Origin of the sequence: Solirubrobacter deserti (genome assembly GCF_027587175.1) — a bacterium.
GTDB lineage: Bacteria > Actinomycetota > Thermoleophilia > Solirubrobacterales > Solirubrobacteraceae > Solirubrobacter > Solirubrobacter deserti.
Genome location: NZ_JAPCID010000055.1, coordinates 24332 through 45545 on the forward strand (window position 1 = coordinate 24332; position 21214 = coordinate 45545).

The window sequence follows — 21214 nt, forward strand, 5'->3', positions numbered from 1 at the left end:
GCTCAGCGTCCCCCGAACCGCCGCACGCGGGCTTCGTACGACGCCAGAGCCTCCTCGAAGTCGGCGCGCGAGAAATCCGGCCACAGCACGTCGGTGAAGTGCAGCTCGCTGTAGGCCGCCTGCCACAGCAGGTAGTTCGAGATCCGCTGCTCGCCGCTGGTGCGGATCAGCAGGTCCGGGTCGTGCATCTCGGGCGCGTACAGCAGCTTGCGGAACTCGTCCTCGCCGCCGCCGGTGTACTTCTCGGCAGCGTCGAGGATCTCCGAGCGGCCGCCGTAGTTGAACGCGACGAACAGCGTCAGCCGCGTGTTCGCCGCGGTCTTGGACTCCGCCCACGCCATCTGCTCGAGCAGCTCGGGCAGCACGCCGTCGCGCCGCCCGACGAACCGCATCTTGACGCCCTCGTCGTGCAGCTCGGGCGTCTCGTCGATGATGCGCGCGCTGAACAGCGCCATCAGCGCGTCCACCTCGTCCTGCGGGCGGTTCCAGTTCTCGGTCGAGAACGAGTACAGGGTCAGCTCGCGCACGCCGAGGTCGACGGCATCGCGCAAGCGGGCCTTGACCGTGTCGGCGCCTGCCTTATGGCCTTCTGCGATCGGGACGCCGTGCTGGTGAGCCCACCGCCCGTTGCCATCCATGATGATGGCGACGTAGGTGGCGCTCACACCTCGGTGATCTCGGCTTCCTTGGCCTTGAGCAGCGCGTCGAGCTCGGCGACCTTCTCGTTGGTCAGCTTCTGCAGCGCTTCTTCGGCGCGATGCTCGTCGTCGGCGCCGGCCTCACCGGCGTCCTTGAGCTCCTTGAGGTCGTGCATGACGTCGCGCCGGATGTTGCGCAGCGCGACCTTGCCGTCCTCGGTCAAGCTCTTGACGACCTTGACGAGCTGCTTGCGGCGTTCCTCGGTGAGCTCCGGCAGCACCAGGCGCACGACGGAGCCGTCGTTGTTGGGCGTGAGCCCGAGGTCCGATTCCTGGATGGCCCGCTCGATCGCCTTGATCGAGCTCTTGTCGTACGGCTGCACGGTGAGCAGCCGGGGCTCGGGAGCACTGATCGACGCCATCTGCTTCAGCGGCGTCATGGTCCCGTAGTACTCCACGTTGATGCGGTCCAGCAGCGACGGGTTGGCCCGTCCGGCGCGCACCGAAAGGAATTTCTGGCGCGTCGCCTCCACGGATTTGTCCATGTGCTCGCGCGCGTCTGTAAGCAGTTCGTCGATCACGTCGTCACCAGCGTCCCCACTCGATCGCCGGAGATTATCCGGTTGATGTTGGAGTCGTCGGCCATGTCGAAGACCCGGATGTTCAGGCCGTTCTCCATGCACAGGGCGAACGCCGTCTGGTCCATCACCCGCAGGTCGCGCTGGAGCGCCTCCTTGGCGGTGATCTCCGAGATGAACTCGGCGTCCGGGTCCTTGCGCGGATCGGCCGTGTAGATGCCGTCGACGCCGTTCTTGGCCATCAGCAGGATCTCCGCGTGCATCTCCACGGCGCGCAGCGCGGCCGCGGTGTCGGAGGTGAAGAACGGGTTGCCCGTGCCCGCGGCGAAGATCACGACGCGCTTCTTCTCGAGATGGCGCATCGCCCGCCGGCGGATGTACGGCTCGGCGACCTCGGAGATCGTGATCGCCGACTGCACGCGCGTGTGCACGCCCCGCGTCTCCAGCGCGTCCTGCAGCGTGAGCGCGTTGAGCACGATCGCGAGCATGCCCATGTAGTCACCGGTGGCACGGTCCATGCCCTCGGCGGCGGCGGCCAACCCGCGATAGATGTTGCCCGCGCCGAGGACGATGCCGATCTCCACGCCGCGATCGTGGACCGTCTTGAGCTGGTCGGCGATCTTCCCGACCGTCTCGGGGTCGGTCCCGTAGTCGAGCGGGCCCATGAGGGCCTCGCCCGACAGCTTGATCAGGACCCGACTGAAGACCGGATCGGACAACCTACGCGCCGACCGCGAAGCGGGCGAAGCGCCGGATCACGATGTTCTCGCCGGCGGTGCCGGAGAGGTTCGCGCGCAGCTCCTCGATCGTCTTGCCGTCGTACTTGTCCTGGTTGACGTGCGGCTGGTTGAGCAGCACCACGTCGTTCATCCAGGCCTTGAGCTTGCCCTCGGCGATCTTTGGGCGGATGTGCTCGGGCTTGTCGGCCGCCTGCTGCTCGAACACGCGCAGCTCGGCGTCCTTGGCCTCCTGGGAGATCTCGTCCTCGGAGACGTACTTGACCTGCGGCGAGGCGGCGATGTGCATCGCAATCTCGCGGGCGAATGCCTGGAAGTCGTCGTTGCGCGCGACGAAGTCGGTGTTGCAGTCGACCTCGACCAGCACGCCGACCTTGCCGTTGGAGTGGATGTAGGAGGCGACGGTGCCCTCGGTGGCCTCGCGGTCACCGACCTTGAGCGCCTTGTCGCCCAGGCGGACGCGCAGCAGCTCGACGGCGGCGTCGATGTCGCCGCCCGTCTCGGCGAGGGCGTTCTTGCAGTCCATCATGCCCGCGCCCGTACGGTCGCGGAGCTCCTTGACCTGCTTGGCGGAAATGGTGGGGGTCGTCACGTCTCGTCCTTAGTTCTCGGTCTTTTCGTCCGCCGTCACGTCGGCGGCGGGCGCTTCGGGCTCAGGCGTGGGAGCGGCAGCTTCGACGTCGGCGGGGGCGGCCGCGGCGGCCTCCTCGGCGACCGGGCTCGGGCCCGGCTCCGGAGCGGCGGGCGCCGGCTCGGCCTTGGCGGCGGCGGCCGCCGCCCGAGCCTGCTCGCCCGCGGACGGGGTCGGCTCCTCGGTCGGGGACGCCGGCGCCTTCTCGCGCTCCGCGCCGCCCGGGTTCTGGCGCTCGCGCAGCGGCGGGTTGGCGCCGCCCGTGGCGGGGATACCCGGCTCCTCGGCGGCCTGAACGGCGGCCTCGGCCTCGGCCTGACGGCGGTGCGCGACCGGGCGGCCCAGATCCTGGACGGCCTGGGCGACCTGCGCCTCGGCCTCTTCGCGCGGCACGCCCTCGCCGGCGTGCGTCAGCGCGGCCTCGGCCTCGGCGCGCTTGGCGGCCTCGGCGGCGGCCTGCTCCTCGGCCTCGCGGCGGGCGCGCTCCTCGGCTTCGCGCTGCTGCTGCGCGGCGGCCTCGGCGCGGGCCTGCTCCTCCTCGGAGCGGAAGCGGGCGCGGCCCTGCTGGACGACGTCTCCGATCGCCTGGGTGATGATGTTGCAGGCGCGGATCGCGTCGTCGTTGCCCGGGATCACGTAGTCGATGCCGTCCGGGTCGGCGTTCGTGTCGACCAGGCCGATGATCGGGATGCGCAGGCGCTGGGCCTCGCGCACGGCGATCGCCTCGGTCTTGAGGTCGATGACGAACATCGCGTCCGGGACGCGCGTCATGTTCTTGACGCCGCCCAGGTTGGCCTGCAGCTTCAGGAGGTCGGCCTCGGCGGCCAGGCGCTCGCGCGTCGGCAGCAGCGACAGCTGGCCCTCGGAGGCGTAGCGCTCGAGGTCGTGCAGGCGCTTGATGCGCGCGGACATCGTCTGGTAGTTCGTCAGCAGGCCACCGAGCCAGCGGTGGTTGACGTACGGCATGTTCGACGCTTCGGCGATCTCCTTGATGCCGTCGCGCGCCTGCTTCTTGGTGCCGACGAACAGGACCGTGCCGCCGCGGTGGGCGATCTCGGTCGCGAAACGCTGGGCCTGCTCGAGCAGGGCCTGCGTCTTGATCAGGTCGATCAGGTAGATGCCGCCACGCTCGCCGTGGATGAAGCGGCGCATCTTCGGGTTCCAGCGGCGCGTCTGATGACCGAAGTGGACTCCGGCTTCCAGCAGCTCCTTGAGGCCAACTTCGGCCATGGGAGTTTCTCCTTGTTACGTGGGATATGGAATCCGGGCGATGAGGTGACGCGGACCCGGCTGACAGGCGCCGGGCAGGAACCGCGGCCTCGGGACGCTCGCTTCATCTGGAAGCTCACAGCCCGGGGTAGGGAACGTGCTCGCGAAGAGTTTAGAAAAGTTTTTGCGGACGCCTGCGTTTCGGTCTGTGACGAGCCGGCCTAGGTTCCCCTACACCGCATGGTCTGTTCGTTCCCCTGACGCCTCCCGGAGGGCCCTGACCAGGTCCTCCGGGAGTGGCGCCCGCAGCTCCATCGGTGCCCCGGTTTCAGGATGATTGAACGCGAGTCGTTGCGCGTGCAGGAACTGCCTGGAAAGGCCGTGTCTTCCGGCGTGGCCGTATTCCGGGTCGCCGGCCACGGGATGCCCGATCGCCAACAGATGCGCCCGGATCTGGTGCGTGCGCCCGGTTTCCAGCGTGACCGTCAACAGCGTGTCGTTCGGGAAGGTCCGCTCGGTCTCGAAGTGGGTGATCGCCTCGTGCGGATCGTCGGTGTCCGTGCTCATCCGCGTCCGCACCCGGCGGTCGCGGCCGAGCGGCGCGTCGATCGTCCCGCGCCTGGCCGGCGGCCGGCCCTCGACGAGTGCCAGGTACTCGCGCGTGACCTCGCGCCGGCGCAGTGCCTCCTGCAGCGCGAACAGCGTCTCCTCGTCGCGGGCGAGGACCAGCAGGCCGGACGTGTCGCGGTCCAGACGGTGCACGACGCCCGGCCGGTCGGGGTCGGTGCCGCCCGCGACCCGCCCCGCCAGCGCCTGCACGAGCGTTCCCTCGCGGTTGCCGACGCCCGGGTGCACGACGACCCCCGCCGGCTTGTTGACCACGATCAGCCGGTCGTCCTCGTAGGCGATCTCGAACTCGGCGGGGGGGACCTCTTCGCGCGGCCCTTCTGGCGCGGCCGCGACCTCGATCGTCTCGCCCCCGAGCAGCGCGTAGCGCTTCTGCCGGGGCTTGCCGTCGACGAGCACGAGGCCCGCCTCGATCAGCTTCTGCGCCTTCGCGCGGGAGCCGACCGTCTCGGCCAGGAAGACGTCGAGCCGCTCGCCGGCGGCTTCGTCAGGTACGCGAACGTCGGTCATTGACCTCGAGGACGATGATGAGCACGATCACGCCGAACGTCACGCCGATGTCGGCGACGTTGAACGCCGGCCAGTACGGGAAGTCGATGAAGTCGGTGACGGCGCCGATCCGGATCCGGTCGATCAGGTTTCCGGCCGCGCCGCCGAGCAGCATCCCGACGGGCAACCAGATCAGCCGCTGCCTGAGGTGCGTGAAGAAGAAGATCAGCAGCGCCGCGAGCGCGACGCAGGCGATGATCACGACCAGCGGCCCGCCCCCGGACAGCATGCTGAAGGCCACGCCCGTGTTGCGGGTGTGGACCAGCTTGATGCCGAGGATCAGCTCGATCTCCTCGAAGCGGTCGATCTCCGCGCGGACGAGCGCCTTGGTCAGCTGGTCGGCGACGATCACCGCGAGCGTGACGATCGCGGCGCGCAGGATCGTGCTGCGCGGGCTCATCCGGGCCGGATGAGGCCGACCAGCAAGCCGCCGCCGATCTGCAGGACGAGGATCGCGACCACGGGGCTGAAGTCGATCGGCCCGAACTGCAGACCGAGCCGGCGGAAGATCCGCAGGTACGGGTTCGTCACGTCGCGCAGGAAGTCGAAGACGGCGTTCAGCGGGCGTGAGTACGGCACGCGGACGCCGAACGAGAACAGCCACGAGACGATGATCGAGGCGAAGATGATCAGCGTGTAGACCAGGATCAGCGCCGCCAAGAAGTCCGCGAGCTCGTTCAAGTTCAGCCTCCCACCACGTCGTCCATTGCCTGGGCCACGGCCGCGCGCACGCCGCCGCGCTCCAGCGCCGCCAGCCCGCGCGCCGTCGAGCCGCCGGGCGAGGTGACGCCGCGGCGGAGGGAGAGCGTGTCGGTCTGGGTCAGCAGGGCGGCGGTTCCGGCCATGGTCTCGGTCACCAGTGTGGCGGCTTGGGCGGCCGGGATGCCGTGACGGACCGCGGAATCGGTGTAGGCCTCGACGAACAGCGCCCAGAACGCGGGGCCGACGCCGGTCACCGCGCCGGCGACGTCGAGCAGCCGCTCCGGCACCTCGACCACCGTGCCGACGCGCTCGAACAGCGCCCTGACGGTCGCCGCCTCGGGCCGCTCGGAGGCGGCGAGCACGGTCACGCCGCGGCGCACGGCGGCGGGCGTGTTCGGCTCCACCCGGATGACCGGCGAGCTCGGGTAGACGGCCTCGATCTCGGCGACGGTCGCCCGGCCGAGGATCGACACGATCGGCTTCTCGGTGGTGATCGGTCCGGCCACCTGCTCGAGCTGGTACGGCTTGTGCGCGAGGATCACGAGGTCGGCGCGTTCGAAGACCTCGGCGTTGGACAGGCGCTCGCCGCCGAGCTCGTCCACGAGGGTCTGGGCCCGGCCGGAGCCGGAGTCGCTGGCGAGCACGGGGTCGCCCCAGCCACGCGCCAGCGCGCTCGCCATGTTGCCCGATCCGATGAAGCCGACCTGCATAGTCGGCCCGCCAGTCTAGGACTGGTTGAAGAAGCCCTTCTCGATGAGCGCGGCCCGCTCCTCGGCGGACACCTCGACGTTGCGCGGGGTGAGCAGGAACACCTTGTTGGCGATCCGCTGCATGCCGCCGTCGAGCGCGTACGTCAGGCCCGACACGAAGTCGACGAAGCGCACGGACAGGTTGGGGTCCGCGCCCTGCAGGTTGACGATCACCGGGATCGATTCCTTGAACTTGTCGGCGACGTCCTGGGCGTCGTTGAACGACTTGGGCACCACGAGATGCACGCGAACCTCCCCGCGGCCGTTGGCAGGCCGTGAAGCCGTTCCTCCCACGGGACGGAGCTGGGTGGTCCGGCGCTCGGACGGAGAGTCGTCGCCGAAGATGTCGTCGATCTCGTCACGGCGGCGCCGCGAAGGCATCCGGCGGACGTTCGGGCGCTCCTCGTACCGGGCCGCGGTCTCCCGCTCGGGCTCCTGGTAGTCGGGCTCGTCGTCGTCGTAGTACTCGCGGTCCTCAGCGAGGCCGAAGTAGACAAGAACTTTGCGGAAGGAGTTGCTCACGGGTCGGTGCTCGGTTCGCGGCGCGCGCCGCTTTCCCTGCAAACCATCCTACGTGTACAACGTGGTGCCGATTCGCACAATCGTTGCACCCTCCGCTGCAGCGACCGCGAAGTCCTGGGACGTGCCCATGCTCAGGTGCTGCAGGCCGTGGGCGTGCGCGAGCTCCCGCAGGTGGGCGAAGTGCGGGCGGCTGGCTTCGGGGTCGGAGGCGAACGGCGGCATCGTCATCAGTCCCACGACGTTGACGCGGCTCGCCTCCAGATAGCGCTCGAGCTCGTCGGGCGCGATGCCGGCCTTGCCCGGCTCCTGCGCGACGTTGACCTCGAGCAGGATCTCGGTGTCGGGCGTGCCGTGCTTGGCCAGCTGGTTGAGCGCGGACTCGGACGCGACGGAGTGGACCAGGGTCGCGTGCGGGAGGATCTGCTTGACCTTGCGCGACTGCAGTTGGCCGATGAAGTGCCAGCGGAAGCCCGGGTGGCGCGTCGCCTTGTCCTCGAGCTCCTGGGCGCGGTTCTCGCCCAGCAGCGTGAGCCCGGCCTCGGCCAGCGTGCCGATCTCCTCCATCGGGACGTACTTGACCGCCGCCAGGATCTCGACCTCGGCCGGGTCGCGGCCCGCGTCCGCGATGTCGCTCTTGATCCGTTCGAGGTTGGCGCGGATGCGGTCGGCGTCGAGGTCGGTGAACTGGCGCGGCATGGGGCGTTAGGAAAGCGCAACCTGGAGTTGGGACTCACGGTCGGGCGCGCGGCCCTCGAGCATCGCGACGGTCGCGCGTTCCAGCCCGGCGCCGATGGCGGGGCCGGTGAGGCCGCGCTCGATCAGGTCGCGGCCGCCGATCTCCAGCCGCTGGTGGCGAAGGTGGTCGCGGTAGCGGCGGGCGCCTCTGTCGCCCGCGGCGACGAGCAGGTCGACGGTTTCCGGCCGCTCGCGGCGTAATAGGCGCCACAGGTCGGCGTCGGGGACGTCGGTACGGGTATGGAGCTTGAGCGCCGCGGTGATGTCGGGCGCGTCGGACAGCGGGCCGTACTGGCTGAGCAGGTGCGGCGACTCGTCCAGCAGCAGCCGGATCTCGCGGTTCACGCGGTCCTGGCTGACGGTCTGCAGCAGGTCGAGGTCGAACAGCTCCCGCGTGCGCGGGTCCGGCTCGAAGTTCAGGCGGTGCGCGTAACGCACGAGCCGCAGCATGCGCGTCGGGTCGTCGATGAACGAGCGGTCGTGCAGGACGCGCAGGACGCGGCCGCGCAGGTCCGCGAGCGCGCCCGTCCAGGGGATCAGGTCACCGTCGAGTGTGCGGGCGATGGCGTTGACCGTGAAGTCGCGGCGAGCCAGGTCCTGCTTGAGGGTCGCGCCGAGATGCACGGTGGGCAGTGCACCGGGCCGCTCGTAGGTCTCCGTGCGGGCGCTGGTGAAGTCGATCGCGTCGGTCGCGGTGCGGACGGTCGCGGTCCCGAAGCGCTCGTGGACCGTGAGCTCGGCGTCCAATCGTCCCGCCACGCGCCGGGCGACCGCGATCGCGTCGCCTTCGACGACGAAGTCGAGCTCCTTCGGCGTGCGCCCGAGCAGCTCGTCGCGCACGGCGCCGCCCACCAGGTACACGTCGCGCTCGCCGTCGAGGAACTCCATGGCCCACATGTTCCGTTAAGTGGCCCCTCTACCCTGCTTGGCCCATGACGGCCAGGAAGAAGTGGCTCCTGGGTGCCACCGCCGTGGTGGCGCTCGTGCTCGTCGCCGGGGGCGCCGTGTTCGCACTGACGCGCCCGCCCGAGGACGTGAACAACGAGGACGTCGCGTTCGTCGAGGAGCCGACGGTCACCGCCGAGCCGACCCCGGTTCCCACGGAGCCGCCCGCCAAGTCCAAGCAGCAGGATCCGCTGCGCAACTTCGTGTGGGCGGGCTACGGCTACTCCAAGGACAAGCGCAAGTTCCTGCCCGCTTCACAGCAGCTGCGGCCGCCCTTCCGGCGCGTGTGGACCTACCCGGGCTCGGTGCTGATGGAGTTCTCGCCGTCGATGGCCGAGGGCAAGCTGTTCGTCCTGCGCAACAACGGCGCGCTGCACGCGATCGACAAGCGCACCGGCAAGGCCGTCTGGAAGCGCAAGATCGGTCACCTGGCCGCCTCCACCCCCGCCTACGGCAACGGGCGCGTGTTCGCCACGGTGCTCGAGCGCGGGCGCCGCAAGCCCGGCGCGATCTTCGCCCTGGACGCCGAGACGGGCAAGATCCTGTGGAAGCGGCTGCTGCCGTCACGTTCTGAATCCTCTCCGGTCTTCGACGGCAACCGTGTGTACTTCGGGTCCGAGAACGGGACGGTCTACAACCTGCGCGCCGGCGACGGGGGCGTGCGCTGGACGTTCAAGGCGAGCGGCGCGGTGAAGGCCGGGCTCGCGCTGGCCAACGGGAAGCTCTACTTCGGCGACTACAAGGGCCGCGTGTACGCGATCCGCCAGCCCGACGGCAAGCAGGTGTGGGCGTCCACCACCCGCGGCGCGCGCTTCGGCCTGGGATCGGGCCAGTTCTACTCCACGCCGGCCGTCGCCTTCGGCCGCGTGTATCTGGGCAACACGGACGGCCGCATGTACTCGTTCTCGTCCGACAACGGCAAGCTCGCGTGGACGAAGGGCACCGGGTCCTACGTGTACGCCTCGCCCGCGGTGATGCAGCCCAAGGGCGGCAAGCCGACCGTCTTCTTCGGCTCCTACGACGGCACCTTCTACGCCGTCGACGCCCGCAACGGCAAGGTCATCTGGTCCAAGAAGGAAGGCGGCAAGATCAGCGGCGGCGCGACCGTCGTCGGCGACGTCGTCTACTACTCGAACTGGGGCAAGAAGACCACGACGGGCCGCGGCGTGCGCACCGGCAAGGCCGTGTTCACGATGGGCCGCGGCGCGTTCAACCCCGTCATCAGCGACGGCCGCACGATCTTCCTGACCGGCTACTCGACGCTGTACGCGCTCAGGCCGCGCTGAGGCGTGTGAGCATCGCCCAGAGGGCGATCCTCCGGGTCACGCCCTCGCCGAGATCGGGCGCATGGGGAAGCCCGCGTTGCGCAGGGCGTCCTTGACCTCGGGGATCGTGTGGCTGCCGTAGTGGAAGATCGAGGCGGCCAGGACGGCGTCGGCGCCGGCGGCCAGGCCGTCGATCAGGTGCTGCGGCTCCCCCACCCCGCCTGACGCGATCACGGGGACGTCCACGCCTTGGCTGATGCGCTGCGTGAGGGTCAGCTCGTAGCCGTCCTTGGTCCCGTCGCGGTCCATGGAGGTGAGCAGGATCTCCCCCGCGCCGCGCTCCACGCCCTCCTTGGCCCATTCGACGGCGTCCTTGCCGGTCGGTGTGCGGCCGCCGGCGACGAACGCCTCATAGGAGCCGTCAGGGCGCCGCTTGGCGTCGATCGCGAGCACCACGCACTGGGCGCCGAACACCGTCGCCAGCTCGTCGATCAGCTCGGGCCGCGCGAGCGCCGCGGAGTTGATCGACACCTTGTCCGCGCCCGCGTCCAGCACGTCGTGCGCGTCCTGCACCTGTCGCACGCCGCCGCCGATCGTGAACGGCACGAACACGTCGTCCGCGGCGCGTCGCGCCAACTCAACCACGGTCGCCCGCTTATCTGAGGTCGCCGTGATGTCGAGGAAGATCAGCTCGTCCGCGCCCTGCGCGTCGTAGTGCGCCGCGAGCTCGACCGGATCGCCGGCGTCGCGGATGTCGATGAACTTGGTGCCCTTGACGACGCGGCCGTTGTCCACGTCCATGCAGGGAATGACGCGCTTGTAGTGCACGTCAATGACCCTAGAACGTCGCGGCCACCGGCGTGGGCGCGCGGCCGAGCAGAGTGGCGAGCGTCGGATCGGTGCGGTCGAACTCGCCGGCGCGCGAGGCCAGGAACGAGCCGAGGAAGAGCTTTGCGACCGCCTCCGGGACGCCGGTCTCGATCAGGCCCGCGACCCACGCGTCGTCGTCGACGACGGTCCGCTCGACACCGAGCAACGCCGCCACGTGGTCGAAGTCGACGGCCTCGGCGCCGATCAGCGGCGGCGTCGGACCGTCGAAGCGGCCCTCGTCGGCGAGGATCACGGCCGCGGCCTCCGCCAGGTCGGCGCGGGCCGTCCAGGACACGGGCCCGTCGGCCGGCAGCGCAATGCTTCCGCGCTCGCTGACCCCTCGGAGCTGGAACTCGAGGCTCTCGGCGTAGTAGCCGTTGCGCAGCGCCGTGAACGGCCGTCCGCCGGCGCGCAGGTGCGCCTCGACGGCGGCGTGGTCGCGCGCGGGTGCGAAGTGCGAGTCCGCCGCGGCGGCCTGCTGGCTGGTGTACAGGACGCGACGCGCGCCCGCGGCGTAGGCGGCGTCGATGGCGCCCGTGGTCATGGCGACGTTCTCCGCGCCGAGGGCGTTGACGGACACGACGAGCACCTGGGTGGCGCCTTCGAACGCCGCCGCGAGCGTGTCGGGCTCCGCGAAGTCGCCGCGCCGCACGCGCACGCCGCGCTCGGCCAGAGAGGTGGCCTGGTCGGGGTCGCGGACGCTCACGCCGACCGCCTCGGCCGGGACGCGTTCGAGCAGGCGCTCGACGATGAGGGACCCGAGCTGGCCGGTGGCCCCGGTAACGATGATCATGCCGTTACAGTACCACTGTTACTATCGCTGATAACGTCAGACTGATATCGTCGTTCGCATGCCGTCCGATCTGCGCACCCGCATCGTCGACGCCGCCGCCCGCCTGCTGCAGGAGCATGGCCTCGCGGCGGTCACCACGCGCGGCGTTGCGGAAGCCGCCGGCGTGCAGGCGCCGGCGATCTACCGGCTCTTCGGTGACAAGGACGGCCTGCTCGACGCCGTCGCCGAACGGGCCTTCGCCCGCTACGTCGACGCCAAGGCGCTCGCCGACGAGACCGACGACCCCGTCGCCGACCTGCGCGCCGCGTGGGACCACCACATCCGCTTCGGCCTGACCCACCCGGCGCTGTTCGCCATCCTCGCCGACCCCGGGCGCCCGCCCTCGCCCGTCGCGGCGGCCGGCCTGGAGATCCTGCGCGGGCGCGTGCACCGGATCGCCGTCGCGGGTCGGCTGCAGCTGCCCGAGCACCGGGTCGTCGAGCTCATCCACGCTGCGGGCACCGGCGCCATCCTCACGCTGCTGGCGACGCCGGAGGACACCCGCGACCCGCTTCTCGCGGAGCTGCTCTTCGACGCGGTCATGTGCACCGCGCTCACGGACGCCCCGGCCGCCGCGGGCGATCACACGGCCGCCGCGGCGGTCGCACTGCACGCCGCCGCGCCCGAGCTGCCGGGCTTCAGCGCCGCCGAGCGCACGCTCCTGGCCGAGTGGCTGGAGCGCATCGGCGGCTACCTGCCGTCGAGCGCCGCCTGCCCCTCGGCGACCGTGAACTTCTTCTCGTAGAGCGACTTGCCCGCGATCACGCCGGACAGGTTCACCTGGCGCAGCTGCGCGAGCGCGCGCAGGTCGTCGAGCGAGCCGATCCCGCCGGAGTAGATGAAGCGACCGCGCACGGCCTCCGCGACGGTCTTCACCGACTCCAGGTCCGGGCCGGTGAGTTTGCCGTCGCGCGAGACGTCGGTGTAGATGAACGAGCGCACGCCGCGGCCGGTGAGGCGCTGGATGGCGTCGACGACCGGCAGCGAGGTGGTCTGCGTCCAGCCCTCGGTGGCGATCATGCCGTGCTTGACGTCCACGGCGATCATGATCCGCGGGCCGAACTGGGCGACGACGTCGTCGAGGAAGTCGATGTCCTTGAACGCGGCGGTGCCGATCACGGCGCGCTCGGCACCGGCGCGGAGGGCGTCGCGGACGTTCTCGACGGTGCGCAGGCCGCCGCCGTACTGGACCGGGATGCCGGTTTCGGACACGATCCGGCGCAGGTGCTCGAGCGACTTCGGGGCGCCGGAGCGGGCGCCGTCGAGGTCGACGACGTGCAAGTAACGCGCGCCGGCGGCGAGCCAGGACTTGGCCGCCTCGACCGGGTCGTCGTGGTACTTGGTCGAGTCCTCGAACTTGCCCTCGACCAGCCGCACGGCCTGGCCGTCCATGATGTCGATCGCGGGGTAGAGGATCATGCGACCGGCACGGCGGCGAGGGCCGCGAAGTTCTTAAGCATCTGTAGACCGTCGGTTGAGGACTTCTCGGGGTGGAACTGGGCGGCCATGACGTTGTCGCGCTCGACGACGCTCACGAACCGCTCGCCGTACTCGCTCGTGCCCACGACGTCGGAGGCGTCCGACGGCCGGCAGGCGAACGAGTGCACGTGGTAGAAGGGCGCGGCCTCGCCCAGGCCCTCCGTGAGGGCGGACTCGCGGGCGAACGTGACGAGGTTCCAGCCGATGTGCGGCAGCCGCGGGGACTCGAGCTTGGTCACCGTGCCGGGCAGGATGCCCAGGCCCTCGGCGCCCTCGTGCTCGGTGGAGGACTCGAACAGCAGCTGCATCCCGAGGCAGATCCCGAGCAGCGGGACGCCGGCAGCGGCGCGCTCCTTGAGCTGCTCGCCCAGGCCGGAGCGCTCGAGGTGGCGCATGGCCTCCGGAAAGGCGCCCACGCCGGGCAGGATGATCGCGCTCGCATCGCGGACGTCGGTCGTGATCACGGACTCCGCGCCCACGTGCGCGAGCGCCTTCTCGACGCTGCGGCGGTTGCCCATCCCGTAGTCGGCGATCGCGATCATGACGTCAGCGTCCCCTTGGTCGACGGCACGCCGGTCTCCTCCGGGTCGATGGAGACCGCCGCGCGCAGGGCGCGCGCGAACGCCTTGAAGCAGGCCTCGATCATGTGGTGGCCGTTGGTGCCGGCCTGCAGCTCGATGTGAAGCGTCAGACGCGCCGCGGACGCGACCGCGCGGAAGAACTCCTCGGCCTCCTCGTAGTCGAAGCCGTTGATCGTCCCGCCCGGCAGCCGGTCGAAGCCCGTGACCAGCGTGTACGGGCGGCCGGAGATGTCGATCGCGCACATCGCACGCGCCTCGTCCATCGGCACGACCGCGTGCCCGTAGCGGAAAATCCCGCGCCGGTCGCCGAGCGCCTGGTCGAGCGCCTGGCCGAGCACGATCCCTGTGTCCTCGACCGTGTGATGCGATCCCGTGTGCAGATCTCCGTCGACCTTGACGTCCAAATCCAACTTGCCGTGGCGGGCGAGCAGGTCGAGCATGTGGTCGAAGAACCCGACGCCGGTGGAACGCGTACCGGCACCGGTTCCGGACAGGCCGAGCGTCAGCGAGACGTCGGTCTCCCCGGTCTTGCGGGCGATCGTTGCGGTTCGGGAGCTCACGGACGAGGATTCTGACGCAAGCCCGGCGCCAGCCGGACTTGCGAGGCGGAGGAACCGGTCAAGGCGCCGGCCTTGAGCGGTTCCGCAGCGACATGCTCGCGGCGTGGAGGGCGAAGGATTCGGCCTCGGCGATCGGCACGCCGGCGGCCGCCAGCGCGGCGCCCGCGTCGCCCACACGGACCTCCGCCATGCGGCGCCGGAAGTGGCGCACGTTGAGGCCAGAGGCGAAGCGCGCCGCGCCCTCGGTCGGCAGAACGTGGTTCGAACCCGCGACGTAATCGCCGAACGCGGTGCCGCTCGCGCTCCCCACGAACAGGCAGCCGGCGGACCGGATGCGCGGCGCGAGCGCCTCGGCGTCGGCGCCGGCCAGCTGCAGGTGCTCGGGCGCGAGGGCTTCCACGAACGCGAGGGCCTCGTCCATCGTCGCGACGAGCACATCGTGCTGTGCGTTGAGCGATGACAGAATCTGTTCGTTGTCACTCACCGCGACCGTGAGCGATCCCTCGCCGTGCTCTGCCTGCCCCGCGATGTCCGCGGCCAGCACCTCGAGGTCGGCGCCCTCGGTCGCGACCACCGTCAGGTCGGAAGGTCCCGCGAACCCGTCGATCCCGACGACGCCGGACACCTGCCGCTTGGCCTCCTGCACCCACAACGACCCCGGGCCGACGATCACGTCCACCGCCGGGATCGATCCCGTGCCGTACGCCAGCGCGGCGACGGCCTGCGCCCCGGTCACCGCGAAGTAGCCGTCCGCACCGCACAGCTCGGCCGCGGCGACCATCACCGGATGCGGCGCGCCGACCACGTACACCTCGTCCACCCCGGCCGCGCGCGCCGTCACGACGCCCATCACGACGGTGGACGGGTACGGGTTGCGCCCACCGGGCGCGTACACCGCCGCGCGCCGGACCGGCTCCTCGCGCAGGGTCACCGTGTGGCCCTGCGGCAGGGTCACCGTCCGCGGCTCGTCCACGCCGGCCTCGGCCACCGCCCGCACGTTCTCGATCGCGACCAGCAGCCCCGCCCGCACATCGTCGGGCAGCGCGCCCGGCGGCGGCGTGAATGGCGCGCTCAGCCCCGCGCCGACCTCCGCCTCCATTTCCTCGACGGCCAGATCGCCGTCCTTGCGCACGTGCCGGATGATCGTCGCGACGTCCTCGGCCACCGACGCGCCCGGCGGCACCGAAGCGCGGATCTCCGCCGCCCGCTGCTCAGGCGTGAGTGGCACGCAGCTTCTCCAGCACCGCGTCGATCTCCGCCGCCTTGACCCGGTAGGAGACCGGGTTGGCGATCAGCCGCGCCGTCGCGACCGAGATCTCCTCGCGGACCACGAGCCCGTTCTCGCGCAACGTGGTGCCCGTCGCCGTCAGATCGACGATCCCGTGCACCATGCCCGTCAGCGGCGCGAGCTCGACGGAGCCCTTGACCTCGACGATCTCCACCTGCCGCCCCGTCGACTCGAAGTACGAGGCCGCGATGTTCGGGTACTTGGTCGCGATCCGCATGATCCCGAGCCGCCGCAGCGCCTCGGTGGCGACGTCCTCGCCCTCGACCGTCGCGAACACCATCCGGCAGCGGCCGAACCCGAGGTCCAGCAGCTCATAGACGTTGCGCTCGGGATGCTCGGCGAGCACGTCCTTGCCCGTGATGCCGATGTCCGCGGCGCCCGACTCCACATAGGTGGGCACGTCGGACGGCCGCATCGTGATCAGGCCCGCCTCCTCGAACAGCAGCTTGCGGTCGTTGGAGCGCACCTCGGCCGTGTCGATGCCGAGGCCGTCGAGCACGTCGAGCGCTTCCTTGAACAGCGCCCCGCGCGGAACCGCGATCCTCATCGACCCTCCCCCAGCGCCGCCGCGTGCACCCGCTCGACGTCCAGCGCCCAGCCGCACGCGGGCAGTGGACGGCCAAAGCGCCCGAGCAGGTCGTCATAGCGCCCGCCGCCGCCCAGCGGCGAGCCGAACGCGGCGTCATAGACCTCGAACACCGGGCCCGTGTAATAGCCCAGCGTCCGCACCAGCCCAAGATCGAAGATCACGCGCCCGGCCACGTCCTCCGCCAGCAGCTCATAGACCTCGCGCAGCGGCTCGCCCTCGGGCACGATCTCCACGCCGCCGCGTGCCCGCGCGATGTCCAGCAGCTCGACCGCGCCCGCGGCGCGCAGCTCGCGCTCGAGCCCGACCATGTCGCCCGCGGCCAGTTCCCGCAGGATCGGCCCGGTGTCGTGCACGCCGGCACGGTCCAGCGCCCGCGAGAACAGCGACGCGTCCCCCAGGCCGACCCGGTAGGAGTCCAGGCCGGCGGCGTCCAGCGCCGCGCACAGCACCGTGATCGCCTCGGCCGTGCCGGCCGGCCCGGGCGCGCCGACGAGCTCGATCCCCGCCTGCAGGATCTCCCGCGGCTGCCCGCGGTGCTGCTTGACCGCGCGGTAGGCGCTCGCGATGTAGGAGAAGCGCAGCGGCGGCGACGCGGTCCCATAGCGGGTCGCGACCACGCGCGCGATCGGGATCGTCATGTCCGACCGCAGCACGAGCACGTTGCCGTGCTCGTCGAAGAGCCGGTACGCGGGATCGGCGGCGGCCGAGTCCCCGCGCGTGAGCACGGTCTCGTACTCGAGCGCGGGCGTGGCGACCTCGCCGTACTCGTGGGCGTCGAACACGGTCCGCATCGCGTCCGTGATCGCCCGCAGCTCCCGGAGCTCGTCCGGGAGCACGTCTCGCGTGCCGCTGGGGATCGGGTGGATCACGTCACCGGAACGCGTTCGATGTTGGCCCCCAGCGCGCGCAGGCGCTCGTCGATGCGCTCGTAGCCGCGGTCGATGTCGCGCACGTTGTGGATCTCGCTCGTGCCCTGCGCGCACACGGCGGCGATCAGCATCGCCATGCCGGCGCGGATGTCCGGGGAGGAGACGCGCGCGCCGCGCAGCTGCCGCGGGCCGATGACGATCGCCCGGTGCGGGTCGCAGATCGTGATCTCCGCCCCCATCGAGATCAGCTTGTCCACGAAGAACAGGCGGTTCTCGAACATCTTCTCGAAGATCAGGACGCTGCCCTCGGCCTGGGTGGCGAGCGCGACCGCGATCGACGTGAGGTCCGCCGGGAACGCGGGCCAGGGGCCGTCCTCGATCTTGGACTGGTAGTCGCCGGCGTCGCGCGCGACCTTCAGGGTCTGGTTGCCCGGGATGTGGCAGGTGCCGTCCTCACGCATCTCGGACTCCAGCCCGAGGCGGCGGAACGCCAACCGCACCATGCGCAGGTCGTCGGCGACGCAGCCCTTGATGTCCAGCTCACCGCCGGTCACGCCCGCGAGCGCCATGAACGACCCGATCTCGATGTGGTCAGGCGATACCGAGTACTCGCAGCCGCCGAGCGTCGCGACGCCGTGCACCGTCATGACGTTGGACCCGATGCCCTCGATCGCGGCGCCCATCTTGTTGAGCATGCGCGCGACGTCCTGCACGTGCGGCTCACACGCGGCGTTGCGGATCACGGTCGTGCCCGCGACCCCCGCGGCCGCCATCAGGGCGTTCTCCGTACCCATCACGGACGGCTCGTCCATGAAGAAGTCGCACGGCGCCAGGCCCTCGGCCGGCGCCTTGATGACGACGTCGCGGCCGTGCTCGACGGTCGCGCCGAGCGCGCGGAACGCGTCCAGGTGCGGGTCCAGGCGGCGGCGGCCGATCACGTCGCCGCCCGGAGGCGGCATCGTCGCCGACCCGAAGCGCGCGAGCAGCGGGCCCGCGGCCAGGAACGAGGCGCGGATGCGCTCGGCCAGGTCCGCGTCCACTTCCGTCTTGTTGACGTTGGCGGCGTTGAGCTTGACGGTGTTGAGGTCCGGACGCTCGACGGTCACGCCGAGGTCCACGAGCAGCTCCAGCAGCGCCTCCGTGTCACGGATGGCGGGGACGTTGTACAGCGTGACGTCCTCGTCCGTGAGCAGGCAGGCGGCGAGCAGTGGCAGCGCGGCGTTCTTGTTGCCGGCGGGCGTGACGGTGCCGGACAGCGGCACCCCGCCTTCGATGACGAACTTCTCCATGTTGGCGGCGGCTAGGCTACCGAGTCCCATGCCGCTGCCCATGACCCGTGACGAAGCCTGGACGCTGTTCTGCGAGTGGACGGAGTCCGAGAGCCTGCGTCGTCATGTGCTCGCGGTCGAAGCCTGCATGCGCGCGTACGCGGAGAAGTTCGGCGAGGACGTCGAGCGCTGGGGCATGGTCGGGATGCTCCACGACCTCGACTACGAGCGCTATCCGGACCTCCACACGGGCCACCCGCGCTACGCGCTGGCCGAGCTCGAGCGGCTCGGCTTCCCGGAGGACATGGTGCGCGCGGTCGCGTCCCACGCGGATTACCTCGAGGTCTCGCGCGACACGCCGATGGAGAAGACGCTGTTCGCGGTCGACGAGCTGTCCGGGTTCGTCATGGCGTGCGCCTACGTACGCCCCACCGGCATCGAGGGCCTCACGCCCAAGTCGGTCAAGAAGAAGATGAAGACGCCCGCGTTCGCGCGTGAGGTGGATCGCGAGGGCCTGCACGAGGGCGCCGAGCTGCTCGGCGTCGATCTCGACGAGCACATCGCGTTTGTTATCGCGGCGCTGGAGCCGCACGCGGCCGAGCTCGGGCTCGCCCGCACGCCTTCGGGCTGAGCCCGCCCGGCCGCGACTCCGCACATTCCGGCCGGCCCTGCCCGCCCTGCCCCCCGGGCAGGCACCACGGGCCACCAGCACGCTCGGGCCTGCCCGGAACCGGCGGGGACGACGGTTGCATTCGCCGGCGATGCACGGGCCTCGCGGCCAAGCGGGCTAACCTGCCTCGTCGATGCTGAAGATCATCGTCCTCGAGGGCGACGAGACGGGTCAGGAGCTGCTCGAGCAGTCGATCCGCGTCCTCGATCCCTCGCTGCTCGGTCTCGAGCTCGAGCTGGTCCACTACGACCTGTCGCTCGAGAAGCGGCGGGAGACCGGGAATGAGATCGTCCACGAGGCGGCGGGCGCGATGCGCGAGGCCGGCTTCGGGCTCAAGGCGGCGACGATCACGCCGGAGGGCAAGGACGACGTCGGCTCCCCGAACCGCATCCTGCGCGAGGAGGTCGACGGCAAGGTGATCGTGCGCACCGGGCGGCGGATCCCGGGCGTCGTCGGTCCCGTCTCGGGCGTCTACCACCCGATCTCCGTCGTGCGCATGGCCGTCGACGACGCCTACGGCGCCAAGCAGTGGCGCGAGGGGGACGAGGACGAGGAAGCCGCGTTCATGACGATGCGGATCTCGCGCTCGACGTGCCGGGCCGTCGCCGAGTACTCGTTCATGTTCGCCGAGCGGATCGGCGCGAAGGTGTACGGCGGGCCCAAGTGGACCGTCTCGCCGATCTACGACGGGCTGCTCAAGGAGGAGATGGACGCCGCGGCGGCCAAGTACTCGAGCGTCGTCTACCAGCCGGTCCTGATCGACGCGCTGTACGCGGGGCTGATCTCCGGCGCTGCCGACTCACCGCTCGTGATTCCCGCACTGAATCGAGACGGCGACTGCCTGAGCGACCTGGTCATGCCGATGTTCGGGTCGATCGCCGGAGCCGAGTCGGTGCTCTTGAGCTTCGATGCCGATTACAACGTGCAGGTCGCCATGGCCGAGGCGCCGCACGGCACCGCGCCGTCGCTGTTCGGCAAGAACCTGGCGAACCCGATGGCGATGCTGCTGGCCTGCGGGTCCGTGCTCTCGTACGCGGGTGCGAAGGGCCATGCCGGCGCGGATCGCGCCTCGCGCGCCGTCTACGAGTCCGTGCTGGAGGCCACCGCCTCGGGCGTCAAGACGATCGATCTCGGCGGTCACGCGACCACGTCGGAGTTCACCGACGACGTCCTGGACCGCATCCGGACCAAGATGGAAGTCTGGTCTTCCTTGGGCGCTCGCTGAGGCATCATTGTCGGCGGGGTGGACGTCGACGCGAGCATCGAGCAGGTCGCGGGGATCCTGGTTCGCGAAGGGCTGCGGTACCAGGTCTCCGGCGACGGCCGGACCTACCGGCTGCGGTTCGACTCCGCTGCCGTCTTCATCGACTTCCGCGAGTGGCAGGACGACAGCGTCGTCATCATCGTCCACTCCCCCGTCCTGCAGGACATCGATCCTGACTCACCCGGCGCCGCGCAGGCGCTGAACCTGCTGAACGACCTCAACCGGAGCTTCTTCTTCGTGAAGTTCACGTTCCGGGACGGGGTGCTGATCGCCCGCTACGACCTGCTCGGCGAGACGCTGCAGGCGGGCGAGCTGGTCAACGCGATCTACGAGATCGCGGGCGCCGCCGACCGCCTCGACGACGAGCTCGCAGACGCCCTGGGCGGCAAGCCGTTCGAGGTCAAACTCGGCGAGACCGGCGACACCGGCCCCTGATTCCGAGCTCTGCAAGATCGCTTGCAGCCCACGAACCCGTGTTCGGCTCTACGGCGTGGGATCCGCAAATTCCGGGGTGAGGTTCCCGCTCTTTGGGTCCTTTTCCGTCCGACCGGATCCATAGCCTTGCGAACACATGTTCCCTTCGATGACCGATCGCCGCCAGAACAAGCGCTCGCTCCGAGAGCTGGTGCGCGGGGCCATGGACACGGCCCTGGAGTTCGTCACGCTGGGTGAGGCCAACCGCGCGACCATGACCGAATCGTCGCCCGCCCCCACCGTCGAGCACCCGCACCGCCGCACGCTCGATCATCGTCGTAAGAGCCGGAAGCGCCCAGGGATGGTGCCCGCCCGGCCACAGGTGTGCACGTCGCCGGTTCATCGCCCGGCGACCCACAGCCGCACCTGACCCCCGCGCCCGCCGGCGATCTGGTCTGGGAGGACTGATCGATCCGGCCGGGCCGCGGAGCGGAACACACCCGCTCGACCCGGGCCCGGGCGCAATCCGGCGCCCACCCGCCCGGGCCGAAGCGGCCACCGGCGCCGCACAGCCGCGCCCGCGCGACGTTGCGGCGCCCAAGCGTGCGCCGCCGCGCGGCCCGCCGCGGCCACACGCCCCGCC

At 70.6% G+C, this 21214-nt stretch carries 27 protein-coding genes; 6 read left to right on the forward strand and 21 right to left on the reverse strand.

Annotation, left to right across the window (positions count from 1 at the left end):
• Nucleotides 1-2: 2 nt before the first annotated feature.
• The 12 genes from uppS to OJ962_RS27975 all read right to left on the reverse strand — a co-directional run bounded on the left by uppS (nucleotide 3) and on the right by OJ962_RS27975 (nucleotide 8565).
• Nucleotides 3-665, reverse strand: coding sequence for a polyprenyl diphosphate synthase (gene uppS, locus OJ962_RS27920; RefSeq protein WP_270006753.1), 663 nt, complete (start codon nucleotides 663-665; stop codon nucleotides 3-5).
• Nucleotides 662-1219, reverse strand: a complete 558-nt coding sequence (frr, locus tag OJ962_RS27925) for a ribosome recycling factor (RefSeq protein WP_202952698.1) — start codon at nucleotides 1217-1219, stop codon at nucleotides 662-664. The genes uppS and frr overlap by 4 nt, the downstream gene beginning before the upstream one ends.
• Entirely contained in the window at nucleotides 1216-1935 is a 720-nt protein-coding gene (gene pyrH / locus OJ962_RS27930) for a UMP kinase (RefSeq protein ID WP_202952697.1), read from the reverse strand. Before pyrH ends, frr begins: the two co-directional genes overlap by 4 nt.
• 1 nt (nucleotide 1936) lies before the next feature.
• Nucleotides 1937-2545, reverse strand: a complete 609-nt coding sequence (gene tsf / locus OJ962_RS27935) for a translation elongation factor Ts (protein WP_270006754.1) — start codon at nucleotides 2543-2545, stop codon at nucleotides 1937-1939.
• Nucleotides 2546-2554: 9 nt separating this feature from the next.
• Nucleotides 2555-3814, reverse strand: coding sequence for a 30S ribosomal protein S2 (gene rpsB, locus OJ962_RS27940; RefSeq protein ID WP_202952696.1), 1260 nt, complete (start codon nucleotides 3812-3814; stop codon nucleotides 2555-2557).
• 210 nt (nucleotides 3815-4024) lie between these two features.
• Complete coding sequence (locus OJ962_RS27945; protein WP_202952695.1) at nucleotides 4025-4930, reverse strand: RluA family pseudouridine synthase; 906 nt, start codon at nucleotides 4928-4930, stop codon at nucleotides 4025-4027.
• Entirely contained in the window at nucleotides 4908-5369 is a 462-nt protein-coding gene (gene lspA, locus OJ962_RS27950) for a signal peptidase II (RefSeq protein ID WP_202952694.1), read from the reverse strand. The genes OJ962_RS27945 and lspA overlap by 23 nt, the downstream gene beginning before the upstream one ends.
• On the reverse strand, nucleotides 5366-5650 hold the full coding sequence (locus tag OJ962_RS27955; RefSeq protein ID WP_238930965.1) for a YggT family protein: 285 nt from the start codon (nucleotides 5648-5650) through the stop codon (nucleotides 5366-5368). The genes lspA and OJ962_RS27955 overlap by 4 nt, the downstream gene beginning before the upstream one ends.
• Before the next feature lie 2 nt (nucleotides 5651-5652).
• Nucleotides 5653-6381 (reverse strand): pyrroline-5-carboxylate reductase, encoded by a 729-nt coding sequence (gene proC, locus OJ962_RS27960; protein ID WP_202952693.1) that lies wholly within the window; start codon nucleotides 6379-6381, stop codon nucleotides 5653-5655.
• A gap of 15 nt (nucleotides 6382-6396) precedes the next feature.
• Nucleotides 6397-6942 carry a cell division protein SepF gene (locus tag OJ962_RS27965; RefSeq protein ID WP_202952692.1) on the reverse strand — a complete coding sequence of 182 codons (546 nt, stop codon included), beginning with the start codon at nucleotides 6940-6942 and terminating at the stop codon, nucleotides 6397-6399.
• 48 nt (nucleotides 6943-6990) lie between these two features.
• Nucleotides 6991-7638, reverse strand: a complete 648-nt coding sequence (locus OJ962_RS27970) for a YggS family pyridoxal phosphate-dependent enzyme (protein ID WP_202952691.1) — start codon at nucleotides 7636-7638, stop codon at nucleotides 6991-6993.
• Nucleotides 7639-7644: 6 nt separating this feature from the next.
• Entirely contained in the window at nucleotides 7645-8565 is a 921-nt protein-coding gene (locus tag OJ962_RS27975) for a CCA tRNA nucleotidyltransferase (RefSeq protein ID WP_202952690.1), read from the reverse strand.
• Between the two features lie 44 nt (nucleotides 8566-8609).
• On the opposite strand from OJ962_RS27975, the gene OJ962_RS27980 reads away from it, so the two are divergent.
• Entirely contained in the window at nucleotides 8610-9908 is a 1299-nt protein-coding gene (locus OJ962_RS27980; protein WP_202952689.1) for an outer membrane protein assembly factor BamB family protein, read from the forward strand.
• 36 nt (nucleotides 9909-9944) lie between these two features.
• On the opposite strand, the gene hisF is transcribed toward OJ962_RS27980, so the two are convergent.
• Nucleotides 9945-10715, reverse strand: a complete 771-nt coding sequence (gene hisF, locus OJ962_RS27985) for an imidazole glycerol phosphate synthase subunit HisF (RefSeq protein ID WP_202952688.1) — start codon at nucleotides 10713-10715, stop codon at nucleotides 9945-9947.
• A gap of 10 nt (nucleotides 10716-10725) precedes the next feature.
• Nucleotides 10726-11550, reverse strand: a complete 825-nt coding sequence (locus tag OJ962_RS27990) for an NAD(P)H-binding protein (protein WP_202952687.1) — start codon at nucleotides 11548-11550, stop codon at nucleotides 10726-10728.
• A gap of 58 nt (nucleotides 11551-11608) precedes the next feature.
• Between OJ962_RS27990 and OJ962_RS27995 the strand changes: the two genes are divergently transcribed.
• Nucleotides 11609-12334: a TetR/AcrR family transcriptional regulator gene (locus tag OJ962_RS27995; protein ID WP_202952686.1), complete on the forward strand. Its 726-nt coding sequence runs from the start codon at nucleotides 11609-11611 to the stop codon at nucleotides 12332-12334.
• On the opposite strand, the gene hisA is transcribed toward OJ962_RS27995, so the two are convergent.
• From hisA to murA, 7 genes are read right to left on the reverse strand one after another with little or no spacing between them, the layout of a single operon-like run.
• Nucleotides 12280-13008 carry a 1-(5-phosphoribosyl)-5-[(5-phosphoribosylamino)methylideneamino]imidazole-4-carboxamide isomerase gene (gene hisA / locus OJ962_RS28000; protein ID WP_202952685.1) on the reverse strand — a complete coding sequence of 243 codons (729 nt, stop codon included), beginning with the start codon at nucleotides 13006-13008 and terminating at the stop codon, nucleotides 12280-12282. The genes OJ962_RS27995 and hisA overlap by 55 nt on opposite strands.
• Nucleotides 13005-13610, reverse strand: coding sequence for an imidazole glycerol phosphate synthase subunit HisH (hisH, locus tag OJ962_RS28005; protein ID WP_202952684.1), 606 nt, complete (start codon nucleotides 13608-13610; stop codon nucleotides 13005-13007). Before hisH ends, hisA begins: the two co-directional genes overlap by 4 nt.
• On the reverse strand, nucleotides 13607-14209 hold the full coding sequence (hisB, locus tag OJ962_RS28010) for an imidazoleglycerol-phosphate dehydratase HisB (protein ID WP_202952683.1): 603 nt from the start codon (nucleotides 14207-14209) through the stop codon (nucleotides 13607-13609). Before hisB ends, hisH begins: the two co-directional genes overlap by 4 nt.
• 58 nt (nucleotides 14210-14267) lie before the next feature.
• On the reverse strand, nucleotides 14268-15437 hold the full coding sequence (gene hisD, locus OJ962_RS28015; protein WP_202952682.1) for a histidinol dehydrogenase: 1170 nt from the start codon (nucleotides 15435-15437) through the stop codon (nucleotides 14268-14270).
• Complete coding sequence (hisG, locus tag OJ962_RS28020; protein ID WP_202952681.1) at nucleotides 15421-16044, reverse strand: ATP phosphoribosyltransferase; 624 nt, start codon at nucleotides 16042-16044, stop codon at nucleotides 15421-15423. The genes hisD and hisG overlap by 17 nt, the downstream gene beginning before the upstream one ends.
• Entirely contained in the window at nucleotides 16041-16955 is a 915-nt protein-coding gene (locus OJ962_RS28025) for an ATP phosphoribosyltransferase regulatory subunit (RefSeq protein ID WP_202952680.1), read from the reverse strand. The genes hisG and OJ962_RS28025 overlap by 4 nt, the downstream gene beginning before the upstream one ends.
• Nucleotides 16952-18244 (reverse strand): UDP-N-acetylglucosamine 1-carboxyvinyltransferase, encoded by a 1293-nt coding sequence (gene murA / locus OJ962_RS28030; RefSeq protein WP_202952679.1) that lies wholly within the window; start codon nucleotides 18242-18244, stop codon nucleotides 16952-16954. The genes OJ962_RS28025 and murA overlap by 4 nt, the downstream gene beginning before the upstream one ends.
• Before the next feature lie 40 nt (nucleotides 18245-18284).
• On the opposite strand from murA, the gene OJ962_RS28035 reads away from it, so the two are divergent.
• The 4 genes from OJ962_RS28035 to OJ962_RS28050 all read left to right on the forward strand — a co-directional run bounded on the left by OJ962_RS28035 (nucleotide 18285) and on the right by OJ962_RS28050 (nucleotide 21001).
• The gene (locus OJ962_RS28035; protein ID WP_270006755.1) at nucleotides 18285-18854 is read left to right on the forward strand and encodes an HDIG domain-containing metalloprotein; all 570 of its coding nucleotides are present in this window, start codon (nucleotides 18285-18287) and stop codon (nucleotides 18852-18854) included.
• 172 nt (nucleotides 18855-19026) lie between these two features.
• Nucleotides 19027-20118: an isocitrate/isopropylmalate family dehydrogenase gene (locus OJ962_RS28040; protein WP_202952677.1), complete on the forward strand. Its 1092-nt coding sequence runs from the start codon at nucleotides 19027-19029 to the stop codon at nucleotides 20116-20118.
• Between the two features lie 18 nt (nucleotides 20119-20136).
• Nucleotides 20137-20592: a T3SS (YopN, CesT) and YbjN peptide-binding chaperone 1 gene (locus OJ962_RS28045; RefSeq protein ID WP_202952676.1), complete on the forward strand. Its 456-nt coding sequence runs from the start codon at nucleotides 20137-20139 to the stop codon at nucleotides 20590-20592.
• A 148-nt stretch (nucleotides 20593-20740) separates the two neighbouring features.
• Nucleotides 20741-21001, forward strand: a complete 261-nt coding sequence (locus tag OJ962_RS28050; RefSeq protein WP_270006756.1) for a hypothetical protein — start codon at nucleotides 20741-20743, stop codon at nucleotides 20999-21001.
• Nucleotides 21002-21214: the final 213 nt, after the last annotated feature.